The sequence below is a fragment of the Hahella sp. NBU794 genome (genome assembly GCF_050749805.1).
Taxonomy (GTDB): domain Bacteria; phylum Pseudomonadota; class Gammaproteobacteria; order Pseudomonadales; family Oleiphilaceae; genus Hahella.
Window position 1 is genome coordinate 2,526,612 of record NZ_CP192738.1, and the last position, 13,255, is coordinate 2,539,866.

Annotated in this window: 13 protein-coding genes; 12 read left to right on the top strand and 1 reads right to left on the bottom strand. The window is 48.2% G+C overall.

Translation table 11 applies throughout. From position 1 onward, the window contains the following. The first annotated feature begins 59 nt into the window (after nucleotides 1-59). The 8 genes from ACQYWX_RS11360 to ACQYWX_RS11395 all read left to right on the top strand — a co-directional run bounded on the left by ACQYWX_RS11360 (nucleotide 60) and on the right by ACQYWX_RS11395 (nucleotide 9,087). Nucleotides 60-1,079, top strand: coding sequence for an MraY family glycosyltransferase (locus ACQYWX_RS11360; RefSeq protein WP_216735787.1), 1,020 nt, complete (start codon nucleotides 60-62; stop codon nucleotides 1,077-1,079). A gap of 1 nt (nucleotide 1,080) precedes the next feature. Beyond that, nucleotides 1,081-2,997: a polysaccharide biosynthesis protein gene (locus ACQYWX_RS11365; protein WP_371824032.1), complete on the top strand. Its 1,917-nt coding sequence runs from the start codon at nucleotides 1,081-1,083 to the stop codon at nucleotides 2,995-2,997. Between the two features lie 172 nt (nucleotides 2,998-3,169). Further along, the gene (rfbB, locus tag ACQYWX_RS11370) at nucleotides 3,170-4,234 is read left to right on the top strand and encodes a dTDP-glucose 4,6-dehydratase (RefSeq protein WP_216735788.1); all 1,065 of its coding nucleotides are present in this window, start codon (nucleotides 3,170-3,172) and stop codon (nucleotides 4,232-4,234) included. Between the two features lie 81 nt (nucleotides 4,235-4,315). After that, complete coding sequence (gene rfbA / locus ACQYWX_RS11375) at nucleotides 4,316-5,188, top strand: glucose-1-phosphate thymidylyltransferase RfbA (RefSeq protein WP_216735789.1); 873 nt, start codon at nucleotides 4,316-4,318, stop codon at nucleotides 5,186-5,188. A 10-nt stretch (nucleotides 5,189-5,198) separates the two neighbouring features. Continuing rightward, nucleotides 5,199-5,738, top strand: a complete 540-nt coding sequence (gene rfbC / locus ACQYWX_RS11380) for a dTDP-4-dehydrorhamnose 3,5-epimerase (protein ID WP_216735790.1) — start codon at nucleotides 5,199-5,201, stop codon at nucleotides 5,736-5,738. Continuing rightward, nucleotides 5,738-6,649 carry a dTDP-4-dehydrorhamnose reductase gene (gene rfbD, locus ACQYWX_RS11385; protein ID WP_216735791.1) on the top strand — a complete coding sequence of 304 codons (912 nt, stop codon included), beginning with the start codon at nucleotides 5,738-5,740 and terminating at the stop codon, nucleotides 6,647-6,649. The genes rfbC and rfbD overlap by 1 nt, the downstream gene beginning before the upstream one ends. Before the next feature lie 314 nt (nucleotides 6,650-6,963). Further along, a complete protein-coding gene (locus ACQYWX_RS11390; RefSeq protein WP_431688849.1) occupies nucleotides 6,964-7,653 on the top strand; it encodes a glycosyltransferase family 2 protein in 690 nt (229 codons plus the stop codon). 24 nt (nucleotides 7,654-7,677) lie between these two features. Further along, the gene (locus ACQYWX_RS11395; RefSeq protein ID WP_431688850.1) at nucleotides 7,678-9,087 is read left to right on the top strand and encodes a mannose-1-phosphate guanylyltransferase/mannose-6-phosphate isomerase; all 1,410 of its coding nucleotides are present in this window, start codon (nucleotides 7,678-7,680) and stop codon (nucleotides 9,085-9,087) included. Nucleotides 9,088-9,146: 59 nt separating this feature from the next. Here ACQYWX_RS11395 and ACQYWX_RS11400 read toward each other — a convergent pair whose 3' ends face one another. Beyond that, entirely contained in the window at nucleotides 9,147-10,064 is a 918-nt protein-coding gene (locus ACQYWX_RS11400) for a metal ABC transporter solute-binding protein, Zn/Mn family (RefSeq protein WP_431688851.1), read from the bottom strand. Nucleotides 10,065-10,232: 168 nt separating this feature from the next. On the opposite strand from ACQYWX_RS11400, the gene ACQYWX_RS11405 reads away from it, so the two are divergent. From ACQYWX_RS11405 to ACQYWX_RS11420, 4 genes are all read left to right on the top strand, one after another. After that, the gene (locus tag ACQYWX_RS11405) at nucleotides 10,233-10,583 is read left to right on the top strand and encodes a PilZ domain-containing protein (RefSeq protein WP_011396293.1); all 351 of its coding nucleotides are present in this window, start codon (nucleotides 10,233-10,235) and stop codon (nucleotides 10,581-10,583) included. An 87-nt stretch (nucleotides 10,584-10,670) separates the two neighbouring features. Next, nucleotides 10,671-11,468, top strand: coding sequence for a TatD family hydrolase (locus ACQYWX_RS11410; RefSeq protein ID WP_431688852.1), 798 nt, complete (start codon nucleotides 10,671-10,673; stop codon nucleotides 11,466-11,468). Nucleotides 11,469-11,476: 8 nt separating this feature from the next. Beyond that, nucleotides 11,477-12,322 (top strand): alpha/beta hydrolase, encoded by an 846-nt coding sequence (locus tag ACQYWX_RS11415; RefSeq protein ID WP_216735796.1) that lies wholly within the window; start codon nucleotides 11,477-11,479, stop codon nucleotides 12,320-12,322. A gap of 28 nt (nucleotides 12,323-12,350) precedes the next feature. Next, a complete protein-coding gene (locus ACQYWX_RS11420; RefSeq protein ID WP_216735797.1) occupies nucleotides 12,351-13,244 on the top strand; it encodes a DUF4892 domain-containing protein in 894 nt (297 codons plus the stop codon). Nucleotides 13,245-13,255: the final 11 nt, after the last annotated feature.

The window sequence follows — 13,255 nt, forward strand, 5'->3', positions numbered from 1 at the left end:
GGTCCTTTGCAGCGAGAGTCGGCCCTTTACACTGCTCTAAACTCAATGTGGAATGAGTCTTGGATACTTTGGTTTTGCTTCTTATTCTGGGTATCGCCTCCTTTTTGTTAACTGGTTGGGCTAGGCGGTATGCATTAGCAAAGAAAGTGTTAGACATTCCTGAAGCGCGAAGCTCCCATACTGTTCCTACTCCTAGGGGAGGAGGAATCTCAATAGTGCTTTGTACCCTGGCAGTGCTACCTTTTTTAGAGGTTGAATACGGATGGGTATTGTGGTGTACGTTGGCGTTGTTGGCGCTAATTAGCTACGTTGATGATCATCAGGGCCTGGGTTTTAAAGTGCGTTTGTTGATGCAGCTGGTATGCGCATGCGCACTTGTATACTTTGTGGGGGTGTCTGATAGTCTTCATTATATTCTGGGCATGAATGCCCATGTTACTGGTTTTGTCTCAATCATATTGGCAGTCTTCGGAGTAGTCTGGATTACAAATCTGTATAATTTCATGGACGGAATCGATGGGATTGCGGCTACTGAGGCAATATTTGTATCTTTGTCTTTGGTAGGTGTATATACATATTCTGGTGAATACATATGGGCTTGGTTTATGCTTGTAGTGGTTGTGGCAAGTATGGGCTTTTTATGTTGGAACTGGGCTCCAGCGAAAATATTTATGGGGGATATAGGGAGTATTTCTTTAGGATGGGTATTTGGCGCAGGAATGTTGGTTAGCGCCCAGGTAACCCAAGTGGGAGTATGGGTATATCTTATTCTAATGGGAGTGTTTATTTCGGATGCGACCTGTACCTTGTTGGCTCGATTGTTAAATGGAGAAAAGGTTTGGCTTCCCCACAGAACTCATTTGTACCAGTTGTTGAGTCTTCGTCTAGGAGACCATCGTAAAGTTAACTATTTATTGATATTCGTTAATATTGTGTGGTTGCTTCCCATGGCGTTATTCGCTTTCATGGTGGCTGATTGGGCGTGGGGCTTTGCCGTAGCGGCTTATACCCCTCTTCTGCTGATCTGCGCTATGGCGAGAGGGCGACTGATTGGAAATTCCAAGGCTGAGGAATGTTAAAGTGCTGGAAACACTGCTGAATGCCTCCAGGCGAACCAAGCGAATACTTTCTGTAATTACTGACTCACTGTTCATTCTGATTGCTTTTTGGGCGGCGATGAGTTTGCGAATGGATGAGATCTACCTTAATTTTGACGTAAAGCAGGTTGGTGTTCTTGGAATTACCATTACGGCAAGTATTTTCTTTTTTGTCCGTCTTGGGTTGTACCGAGCGGTGATTCGCTTTATGAGCAATCACGCAATGATGGCTGTGTTTATTGGCGCCTCTTTCTCTGGTCTGGTGCTGGCAAGTATGGGCTTTTTAGTTAAGGCGTTTATTCCCAGGTCAGTGCCTTTTATGTACTGGTGTTTTGTTCTCCTGATGGTAGGTGGGTCCAGAATGCTTGTGCGAGCATATTTGCACAATAAATTAGTGAAGCCTAAAGAGAAAGTTATCATCTATGGCGCTGGACATGCTGGGGTCCAATTGGCCATAGCCTTGTCGCAGGGTAGTGATTACCAGCCGGTGCTTTATGTCGATGACGACAAGCGTAAGCAGCGAAGTATCGTGCAAGGGCTGCATGTGTATTCGCCAACAGAGCTTGATGAGCTTATCAAAGACTATAAAGTTAAGAAGGTTTTGCTGGCCATCAGTGATGCGCCGCAAAGCACAAAGCGCTTAATACTTCGATTTCTGGAGCCATTCCCTGTGGAGGTTCTTAAAATTCCCAGCTTTACAGACTTGATCGAAGGTAAGTCAAAAATTCAGGAGCTCCGAAGCGTAGAGATCGAGGATTTGTTGGGGAGAGATTGTGTCGAGCCGGATATGGAATTGATGCATTCATGCGCTCAGCATAAGAATGTTATGGTGACTGGCGCGGGAGGGTCAATAGGTTCTGAGTTGTGCCGCCAACTGGTCAGGTTGTCGCCAACAAAGTTGGTTCTTCTGGAGCAATCTGAATTTGCGCTTTATGAAATCACCAAGTCGCTATCGGAAATCTGCGCTCTAAGAAAGCTTAATGTGGATTTGATTCCTATTCTAGGGTCAGTCACTAATAAGGATTTAATCGGAAGCGTAGTCGCTAACTATAGTATTCATACCCTTTATCATGCTGCAGCCTACAAACATGTGCCCATTGTAGAACGAAACTCTATTGAGGGCGCAAAAAATAATGTGCTAGGCACCTATTATGCTGCGCTAGCAGCAAAGACGTACGGTGTAGAGAAGTTTGTACTTATTTCTACAGATAAAGCTGTTAAGCCTGTTAATGTTATGGGGCAGACCAAGCGTGCAGCAGAGATTATCGTGAGGAAAATGGCGGAAAAGCCATCCAAAACGACATTTTGCTCTGTAAGATTCGGTAATGTGCTAGGTTCCTCTGGCTCTGTTGTCCCTCTATTTAGGGACCAGATCAAGAAGGGGGGGCCGGTAACTGTGACTCACCCTGATGTTACTAGGTTTTTCATGACCATTCCTGAAGCGGCCCAGTTGGTGATTCAGGCGGGAGGAATGGCTGACGGTGATGGAGAGGTGTTTGTATTGGACATGGGGACGCCCATTAAAATAAAGGATCTTGCATATAAAATGGTTCATCTTATGGGCTTGGATGTTAAGGATGACGCTAACCCAGATGGCAACATAGAGATTGTGTACACCGGGCTTCGTCAGGGAGAAAAGCTTCATGAGCAGCTTTTTGATGAGGAAGATGGATTTGGCACATCTCACAGCCGGATTTGGCGTGCAAGACAAACTAAGATGAGAGATTTTAATATGGAAAGCTATGCTGCTGCTTTGCTTAAAGCATGCGAAGCGCAGTTGGAAGAGGTGGTCAAAAAACTGCTTAATCAAATAGTGGAGAGCGACACAGTGCAGGAACAAAGCTATAAAAGTGTTGCACTGACTCAATACCAAGGTAATGTGGTGGGCCTTGTTAAGTGAGGTCGCGGGAAGAGTCTATTGGGTTGTATCCTCAAAAAGTGCAATTTCTGTAGAAATAACCTAGTCGCTAGCCGCAGTGCTATTTGATTAAAACGTTTTGGTTTTTAGTGGCTAGGCTCAACTTGATTGTGCTTGGCTATATGGCTTGAGCCATTAATTGTGAGTATAGAGTATGAAGATATTAGTGACCGGCGGTGCAGGGTTTATTGGTTCTGCGGTAGTTAGATATATTATTAATTGCACTGATGACAGCGTGATAAATATAGATAAGCTAACCTATGCCGGTAATTTAGATAACTTGGTGGATGTCGCAGACAGTAATCGTTATGAGTTTATTCGTGCAGACATTTGTGATCGCACTGCAATAGCGAATGTATTCTCGCAATACAAGCCTGATGCAGTTATGCATTTAGCTGCGGAGTCGCATGTAGACCGCTCGATCGATGGGCCGGGTGATTTTATTCACACTAATATTGTTGGGACTTACACGTTATTGGAAGAAGCTCGTAAGTATTGGCTTCAGTTGCCAGTGGAGCGGAAAGAAGTATTTCGCTTTCACCATATCTCTACTGATGAAGTATTTGGCGATTTGGATGGGGTTACAGACCTTTTTCGCGAAGACACGCCATATGCGCCCAGTTCACCCTACTCAGCAAGTAAGGCTAGCTCCGATCATTTAGTTAGAGCATGGGGGCGCACCTATGGTCTGCCTGTAATTGTTACAAACTGCTCTAATAACTATGGTCCTTATCACTTTCCAGAAAAGCTAATACCTCTCATGATTCTCAATGCGCTGGAAGGTAAGTCTTTGCCTGTTTATGGACAGGGGGATCAAATAAGGGATTGGCTATTCGTTGAGGACCATGCTGCAGCTTTGTACAAAGTTGTGACTGAAGGTGGAATTGGGGAGACATACAATATTGGTGGTCATAACGAGAAAAAGAACATCGAAGTTGTGCGGGCTATTTGCCAGCTATTAGAAGAGCTGGTTCCTGTTAAACCTCAGGGCGTATCCTCCTACGAAGAGCTGATCAGTTTTGTAAAAGATCGGCCTGGTCACGATGTTCGTTATGCTATTGACGCATCGAAGATCCAAAGAGAATTGGGCTGGTCTCCTACAGAAACGTTTGAAAGTGGGTTAAGGAAAACCGTGGAGTGGTATTTGTCTAATAGGTCGTGGTCACAAAGAGTTCTGGATGGCTCATACAAAGGTGAAAGGTTAGGGCTTGCTCAGTAGGCGCGGGCTATTCAGTGGCCGCATTGAGTTACGACAGATTGTTATGCTCTTTAGAGTATGTTGGGGGAATAGATAGTTAGGATGAAAGGCATTGTTTTGGCAGGTGGGTCGGGAACTCGGCTACACCCGATTACAAGGGGGGTTTCCAAGCAGTTGCTCCCAATCTACGACAAACCGATGATTTATTACCCGATTTCAGTGTTAATGTTGGCTGGAATAAGGGAAATTCTCATCATTTCAACCCCAGATGACTTACCATATTTTAAAAAGATGTTGGGTGACGGTGGAGACTTTGGCGTTGCATTTGAGTATGCCGAACAACCTTCTCCTGATGGGCTGGCTCAGGCTTTCATAATCGGCGAAGACTTTATCGGCGATGATAGTGTGTGCTTAGTGTTGGGCGATAACATTTTCTATGGTGAGCACTTCTCTGATAAGTTGAAAATGGCCGCCAAGAAAGATAGGGGCGCCACGGTATTTGGTTATTTTGTGAATGACCCTGAGAGGTTTGGCGTTGTTGAGTTTGATCAGCAAGGGAGAGCGGTTTCAATTGAAGAGAAGCCGGAGATTCCTAAATCAAATTACGCAGTGACTGGATTATATTTTTACGATAATGATGTTATAGATATCGCAAAGTCGGTCCGGCCTTCAGAAAGAGGAGAACTAGAGATCACTTCTGTTAACAGAGCGTATCTGCAGCGTGGAGACCTTAATGTTACTCAACTTGGGCGTGGGTTTGCGTGGTTGGATACGGGGACTCACGACAGCTTGCTGGAAGCTGCGCATTTTGTAAAAACAATTGAGTCCAGACAAGGCCTTAAAATTGCCTGTTTAGAGGAGATTGCTTTTCATAATGGATGGCTGTCTAAAGATAGGCTGCTGGAGCAAGCAAGTGGGTTGTCCAAGACGGGCTATGGGCAATACTTAATGCACTTGGTCGAAAAGCAGCTTTGATTTATTAGTTATGAAAGTTATACAAACGAAGTTGAGTGGCGTTGTAATTATTGAGCCCAAGGTATTTGGCGATCATCGTGGCTTTTTTATGGAGACTTATCAGGCCTCTAGATATCGCGACGAAGCGGGTATTGATTTGGCGTTTGTACAAGACAATCACTCTCGCTCTGGGCGGGGAGTATTACGAGGTTTGCATTTTCAAAAATCGAAGCCTCAAGGTAAATTGGTTAGGGTGACTCAAGGGGAGGTCTTCGATGTGGCGGTAGATCTGCGTAAGGGGTCGCCCACCTATGGCCAATGGGAAGGTGTTATTCTTTCTGGAGAAAACCATCTTCAGTTCTATGTGCCTCCTGGGTTTGCGCATGGCTTCTGTGTTTTGAGTGAGACAGCGGACTTTCAATACAAGTGTACCGACTATTACGACCCTTCTGATGAGGGTGGTTTAATCTGGAATGATCCAGATATTGGCGTAGTTTGGCCAATAGATAGTCCAAATTTGTCGCAAAAGGACTTGGTATTGCCAACTCTGCGTGACCTCGAGGTTAGCTAATGGAAATTATGGTGACCGGCGCAACTGGCCAGTTAGGTTGGGAGTTGGCCAGAAGTTTGTCGATGCTTGGAAGGGTTCACGCACTGGATAGGCGTCAATGCGACTTGAATGACCCAGGCTCACTGAGGGCGGTGGTAAGGGATATTAAGCCTGACATGATTGTAAACGCCGCTGCCTATACAGCTGTAGATAAGGCTGAAACGGATGTCTCGGGGGCGATGCGTGTTAACTCTGAGTCGGTGGCTACTCTGGCTGAAGAAGCTAAGAATCTTGGAGCGCTATTTGTTCATTACTCAACAGACTATGTTTTTAATGGCGAGAAAGGGTCGCCATATACCGAGATTGACTTAGTTTGTCCTATAAATTCCTATGGTGCGAGTAAGCTTTCAGGTGAGAAGCTAATCGAGCAAATCGGGGGGGACTACCTAATATTCCGGACCAGCTGGGTATATGCCTCGCGGGGTAAAAACTTTCTGCTCACCATGCTTAACTTGGCGCAATCCAGAGAGTCTTTAAGCGTGGTGTCTGACCAGAAAGGGGCCCCTACTTGGGCGCGAGATTTGGCGCAAATGACTTTGTTGTCGACATATAGATCCATTAATGCGATGAAAGATGGCGGATTTAAGTCCGGTATTTACAATCTTGCATCTTCGGGGGAGACCTCGTGGCATGGCTTTGCCAGCTACCTTATTGAAGAGTTCAGGTCTCAGCTCGGAGATGATGCAGGTCGAGTGATCGTTAATGAAATTAGTGAAGTAACCACTGACTTTTATAAGACTGATGCAAAGAGGCCTGCATACTCCAAACTGGACGCCTCAAAATTTGAAGAAGCTTTTCAGGTGCGCATGCCTGACTGGAAATACTCATGTCGCTTATGCATTGCCGATGTAGTGTCAAGCTTGATGAGATAGCCACTGATCAGTCGCTAATTAACCTCCCTTTTAATGTTTCGATGCTTGCTGAGCAAGGAGTTATGTCTGCTGTTGTACTCAAAGCAGGAGGGACTTGTGGTTGAGTATGCTGTAGATTTGTATATGTTAAGTTGTTGAGCGGCGATTAGTTAAGGGCTTTTAAGCGCATGAGGAGTGTCAATACCGAGGGCGATGCTTGCAACCTTTCTGTGTCATGTGTGGTATATAACCCAGACTATGAATTGCTTGGTAAGTGTCTTATTTCTTTGTCGGAGTCTATTCGCCTACTTGGGGTTAGCGCCAGAGTTTTTGTCGTGAATAATTCCGAAAGCGATGCTCTGGAGCTAGAATCTTTTTTGCAGAGCTTGGGGAGCAAATGTTCTTTTCCTTTGGAGCTTGTTTCCGGGCATGGCAATGTTGGATACGCTCAGGGAAATAATATTGTTCTAGATAAGATTAAGTCAGAATATCATCTTATACTAAACCCTGATGTTGTTCTGGCTTCGGGCGCGCTGTCTAGAGGCTTGAAGCAATTGACGGGCGACTCAAGTCTGTCGCTGGTGGCTCCAGCTTCGTATGATTTTTTTGGTGGGCCCATACAGTACCTATGCAAGCGCTACCCATCCTTCCTGGTCCTTTTTCTTCGGTTTATTAAGTCGCCGTGGTTAAACGCTCGTTTTAGTCGCGCACTATCAGAGTATGAATACAGACACGAGACTGACTCTGGAGTCAGTTTTTCTCCCGAGATAGTCAGCGGCTGCTTTATGTTATGTCAAACTTCAGCTTTGAAGAAAGTTGGCGGTTTTGACGAGCGCTTTTTTTTATACTTTGAGGACTTTGATCTATCGCTGAGGATGGGGAAAGTTGGTAAAGTGGTTTATTTGCCGGAAATGAAAATTCAGCATTATGGGGGAGGCGCAGGGCGTAAAGGATGGAAGCACGTTAGGATGTTTATCGTATCTGCTGCTAAATTTTTCCATAAGCACGGCCTAAAGTGGATCTGACCTTATCAATTTTGGGGAGTAGCAATGCTTACTGCGATCATTCTCTGTGGCGGCTCAGGCACGCGCCTTTGGCCATTATCCAGAGAAACCTATCCTAAGCAGTTTTTAAGTTTGGCGGCTGATGGCAGTCTGTTGGCTGAGACAATCGCCCGAGTGGCGGCGGTTGATAGTGACGCTCATTTAAGCGTGGTCTCCAACGAAGATCATCGCTTCCTGGTGGCGGCTACATTGCAGGTGCAGTGTCCGTCAACAAAGAAAAATATCCTTTTAGAACCTTGCGCTCGCAACACTGCGCCGGCTATCGCATTGGCTGCGTTGGATGCTTTGGCGTCGGATGCGCAGGCGGTATTGTTGGTGTTGCCAGCGGATCATGTTATTCGCAATGTGCAAGCATTCGCTGATGCAGTACGCACTGGTGAGCAGGCGGCTGCGCAAGGGAAGTTGGTGACCTTTGGTATCGTACCGGATTCCCCGCATACGGGTTACGGGTATATCAAAGCGGATGTTGGCGACAAAGACTGGGCTCCGGTGGAGCAGTTTGTTGAGAAGCCGGATCTGTATACGGCCAAGAGTTACGTGGATTCTGGAAACTATTTCTGGAACAGCGGCATGTTCATGTTCCGTGCGGATCGTTACTTGGAAGAGCTGAAAAAGTTCCGGGCGGACATCTACGAGGCTTGTGCTAAAGCTTATGCTGGCAAGTCCTCTGATTTGGACTTCGTGCGCGTGGATAAGCAGGCTTTCTCTGATTGCCCGGATGACTCCATTGACTATGCTGTGATGGAAAAGACGTCCGACGCAGTAGTGATTCCTCTAGATGCGGGATGGAGCGATGTGGGCTCCTGGTCGACGCTGTGGGAGATTCAAGATAAAGACGCATCCGGCAATGTGTGTCGCGGCGATGTAATCACGGAAGACGTGGAAGGCTCTTATATCCATTCCGAAGGTCGCCTGATCGCAGCGATTGGTCTGAAGAATCACGTTATTGTTGAAACGGATGACGTGGTGCTGGTAGCTGACAAAGAGCGTGTGCAGGATGTTAAGAAGCTGGTGGCGCAGGTCAAGCAGCAGAACCGCGCTGAGCACCGCTTCCACAAGAAGGTGCACCGTCCCTGGGGGACTTACGAGGGCATCGCGATATCCGATCGCTTCCAGGTGAAACGCATTGTAGTGAATCCTGGCGGCACGCTTTCCCTGCAAAAGCATCATCATCGCGCAGAGCACTGGGTGGTAGTGAAGGGAACCGCAAGCGTCACCCGCGGCGATGAAGTCATGCTATTGAGTGAAGATCAATCTACCTATATTCCGTTAGGCGTTGTGCATCGCTTGGAGAATCCAGGGGTGATTCCGCTTGAGCTCATTGAAGTGCAGACAGGAAGTTATCTCGGTGAAGATGACATTGTGCGCTTTGAAGATACGTACGGACGATCGTAAGCCAAGACTGAAGCGCACCAGAGGGTGCGCTTTTTTACTATCTACTCAATAGTCGCAGCTCAGTGGCTGCCCAGGCATTCCTGCACTCTCTTCACCATTCCCCGATAGTAGTCTGAATACGTTGTGTATTCGCTTCCCATGGGATCTATTTCAGTGATCGCCAGGTTGGGGATTGTAAAAAAGCGGTCTATGGCTGAGGCTCGATACTGTGGCTCGACCACGATGCAGGCTTGCAAAGAGATAGCTTTGGCCTTGATATCCGAGAGATGGCGGGCGCCAGGAGAGGTTTCAGGTTGCAGCGCCACGACATCCACGACATTCAGACTTAACTCATTGGCGAAATAATTAAACCCATTGTGATAGGTAAGCAGGTTCCTGTTATTAAGCTGCTGCGCAGCCATTTGCGAAGCGTCAGCCAGCTCCCGCATCTGTGTTTGATATTTTCTAGCCAACGCCTGGTAATCGGCGCCGATGGGGTCTATCCGGGAGAGCGCTTCCGCCAAATCCAAGGCGATGGCGCCAGCTACATTCGCGCTCAGCCAGACATGAGGGTCGTGCGCTCCATCGTGGCTGTGATCATGGGAGTCGCTGTGTTTTGACTGATTAAACGCCAGCAGTAGCGTATCCTGGCTGCTCTCCAGATAACTGAGGGCGTCCACTTTCTCCAGCTGTATGTATTTCTCCAGGATTTTCGGAAGAAATCGCTCCAGCTCCGGCCCCACCCATAGAAACACGTCCGCCGCCTGCAGCCGTCGCGCATCGCTGGGTTTGAGCTGATACATGTGGGGACTGGCCATTGGTGGGAGCAAATAGTCCACTTGCACGGCGTCGCCGAATGCTTCATTGACGATCAGGCTCAATGGCTTGATTGACGTGAGTACTTTGATTTTTTCTCCCGCTTGAACGGGCATGGTGAAAAGGCAGAGCAATAACAGCGCCTGGAAAAATTGCGATAGCGAACGAATGATTAACTGCATGACTTTTGAATGATACGGCGTTACGCCTTGAGAGTTTCTGGAAAGGTTATAACATAACATTATACAAATAACCCGAGGCATTTGATAGCTATTGCGCTAAACTCTGCGCGAGTTTGATAAAATTGGTATATGCTTGTCTTAGAACGAAAATCAAGGGAATAGAATACTATGCCTCCAAAATTTGGTGCTCGCAGTGGCATATTGACGTTAACCATAAAAGACAAAGCAGTGCTTTATGCTGCTTACATGCCTTTTGTTCGTAATGGCGGTCTGTTTATTCCTACCTCAAAGAACTATCAATTAGGCGATGAAGTCTTTCTGTTGTTGAATCTGATGGATGAGCCGGAAAAAATTCCGGTGGCGGGTAAAGTGGTCTGGGTGACGCCCAAGGGCGCCCAGGGAAACCGTGCAGCCGGTATTGGCGTGCAGTTTAACAGCGATGATGAGACAGCGAAGAACAAGATCGAGACCTATCTTGCCGGAGCGTTGAACTCCGACCGCCCGACGCATACTATGTGATTGCGCGCCGTTCAGTTTATGCCGGAGGCCGGCTGATTCGGCCTCATGCTCTGAGCCAATTCCTTTTTCTACAGACCACACTTAAAGATGTTGATAGATTCCCATTGTCATTTGGATCGTATTGATCTGTCCCAGGCCGACGGCGATTTGACCGTCGCTTTGAACCAGGCGCGAGCGCGTGGTGTCTCCGGTTTCCTCTGTGTTGATATCGATCTGGATAACTTCAATGACGTCTACCGTATCGCCCAGGCTTACGACGATGTCTGGTGTTCTGCGGGCGTTCACCCATTAGCCAAAATGAACGCGGCGGATTTGAGCACTGATCACCTTACGCAGCTGGCGATGTCCGGCGATAAGGTGGTAGCTGTTGGCGAGTGCGGGCTGGATTACTACTACGATCAGAACAGCAAAGCCAACCAACAGGAAATGTTTGAAAAGCAATTGAGTGTGGCGTGCGATATCGGCAAGCCGGTCATCGTGCATACTCGGGAGGCGCGGGAAGATACGCTTCACCTGTTGAGAAAATACTCAGCTAAAGGACTGCAGGGGGTTTTGCATTGCTTCACCGAAAGTTGGGATATGGCGAGAGCCGCGTTAGATCTGGATTTCTATATTTCGTTTTCCGGCATTATCACCTTCCGCAATGCGGAAGAGCTGCGAGAGGTGGTCAAGCAGACGCCGATAGAGCGCTTGCTGGTGGAAACCGACTCTCCTTATCTGGCGCCTGTTCCTTATCGAGGCAAAAGCAATCAGCCCCAGTGGGTGGTGGAAGTTGCTCAATGTGTGGCGGATTTGAAGGGGTTGTCTTTGGATAAGACGGCGCAAGCGACCACCGACAACTTTCATCGCTTATTCAAAACGCGACAAAGCGCTGAGGGTAGCTGAAGTACGCCATGGATGAACTGACCCTGCAACTTCCCCATATTAAACTGGCGGCATTACGTTGGGGGGAAGGGCAGCCGAATAAAATTCTGGCGCTGCATGGGTGGCTGGATAACGCCGCGTCATTTTCCTTTCTGGCGCCTCGTTTAGCCGCTGCTGGCTACGAGGTCGTCGCTGTGGATCTGCCTGGTCACGGCTACAGCCAGCATCGACCACTCGGGTCCAGCTACCATTTGCTGGATTATCTCCATGAGGTGGATCAGGCGCTTATCGCTCTCGGATGGAATCGTCCTATTTTGTTAGGGCATTCATTAGGAGCGGTGATCAGCTCGTTATATGCGGCGGCGGCCCAGGATCGTATTGCCCGTTTGATACTGATCGAGGCCTTGGGGCCGGTTGCTGCGACTCCCAATGAAGTTCCCGCTAATCTAAGTAAAGCCTTGGCCAAAACCCGCACCAAATCAGGTCAGAAAAAGGTCTATTATACCATTGAGAAATTAGTGGAAGACCGGCAACGCGGCTTTGGCGGGCTGTCGGCGGAAGCCTCCCGCATTCTGGTGGAGCGTAACATTCAGCCGGTGAGGGACGGCTGGGTATGGCGTACGGATGCGCGCTTGCGTTGGCCCTCATACTTACGTTTCAGTGAAGAGCAGGTGAACGCTTATCTGCGCTCCATTTTGACGCCAACTTTGCTGGTGGCGGGGGATAAGGGGTTTATTTCGCTCGATTCTGAGAAAAATGCGAGGATTGAGGCCTTGGCGGCGGCGAGAAAAGAAACTCTTCGTGGCGGTCACCACTTGCATATGGATGGAGATGTCGACGGTCTTGCGCAAATCATCGATGATTTTTTGGGTTGATCCTGGACGCATACGATACGGATAAATAATGAAGAAAAAAGACAGTTTGCGCTTGTTGTGGGTCCTTTGGGCGGCGTTTAGCCAGATGGCGATCGCGGTCGCAGGAAGTCGCGTGGAGGATTTGTTGCCTCTGTTTCCGCTGGCGGACGTGGTTGGCGATCGTGCGGTGAATGCGCCAGAGTATCGCTTGGCGACAGGCCCGTTAGCGTCTCTCGGCAGCGTCGCGAGACCAGAAAAAGAGGAGCGGGTTAGCGGTCAACTGACGCAGAAGTCATATGAGATTCCCCAGGTGCATGAACCCAGGGAGGTGATGCAGCATTATCTCAAAGCGCTGCAGCGACTGAATGCGAACATTTTGTATCGCTGCGAAGGCCGCGATTGTGGGCGCAGCAATGATTGGGCGAACGTGATTTTCAAGCGTTCTTATCTGTATGGACTGGATGATTATCAGCAGTACCTTGCCGCCACCTTTCAGGCGCAGGACGCAGCTTATGCGGTGGCGATTTATACGGTGCGCCGCGCCAACCAGCGAGTGTTTGCGCATGTGGAGCTGGTTGAGCTGAACAACGCTGAAGTCGCTATGCAAGCGCGCAAGCGGGAGCAGATCACCATTGACGAAGCTGATCTGGAGCGACCGAGTTCTTTGAATGGCAAGCTGGGCGTCTGGCTGAGCAAAGTGAGGGCGAATCCTGCAGACTTCCAAATATTTATCGCCTCTTATAGTCACTCATCAAAGCGCACGGACGTTGAAAATTATGAGCACGCCGCCGACCTTGCTCGCAGGTTTCGCGTGTATTTAACGCAGCAGGCGATTCCCTCCGGCTCAATTCGCCTCATTGTGATAGGGCCTTTTGCGGATGAAGAGGATTTTGCGGAGAGCGCCAGTTATCTGGAGATACATACGGTTGATGCGGTCCCCTGAGCGCATAACCA

Coding starts and splice junctions, on each gene's coding strand:
- rfbD (WP_216735791.1), top strand. CDS start 5,738: ATGGAAATTATGGTGACCGGCGCAACTGGCCAGTTAGGTTGGGAGTTG.
- rfbC (WP_216735790.1), top strand. CDS start 5,199: ATGAAAGTTATACAAACGAAGTTGAGTGGCGTTGTAATTATTGAGCCC.
- rfbB (WP_216735788.1), top strand. CDS start 3,170: ATGAAGATATTAGTGACCGGCGGTGCAGGGTTTATTGGTTCTGCGGTA.
- ACQYWX_RS11395 (WP_431688850.1), top strand. CDS start 7,678: ATGCTTACTGCGATCATTCTCTGTGGCGGCTCAGGCACGCGCCTTTGG.
- ACQYWX_RS11400 (WP_431688851.1), bottom strand. CDS start 10,064: ATGCAGTTAATCATTCGTTCGCTATCGCAATTTTTCCAGGCGCTGTTA.
- ACQYWX_RS11410 (WP_431688852.1), top strand. CDS start 10,671: ATGTTGATAGATTCCCATTGTCATTTGGATCGTATTGATCTGTCCCAG.
- ACQYWX_RS11415 (WP_216735796.1), top strand. CDS start 11,477: ATGGATGAACTGACCCTGCAACTTCCCCATATTAAACTGGCGGCATTA.
- ACQYWX_RS11420 (WP_216735797.1), top strand. CDS start 12,351: ATGAAGAAAAAAGACAGTTTGCGCTTGTTGTGGGTCCTTTGGGCGGCG.
- ACQYWX_RS11405 (WP_011396293.1), top strand. CDS start 10,233: ATGCCTCCAAAATTTGGTGCTCGCAGTGGCATATTGACGTTAACCATA.
- rfbA (WP_216735789.1), top strand. CDS start 4,316: ATGAAAGGCATTGTTTTGGCAGGTGGGTCGGGAACTCGGCTACACCCG.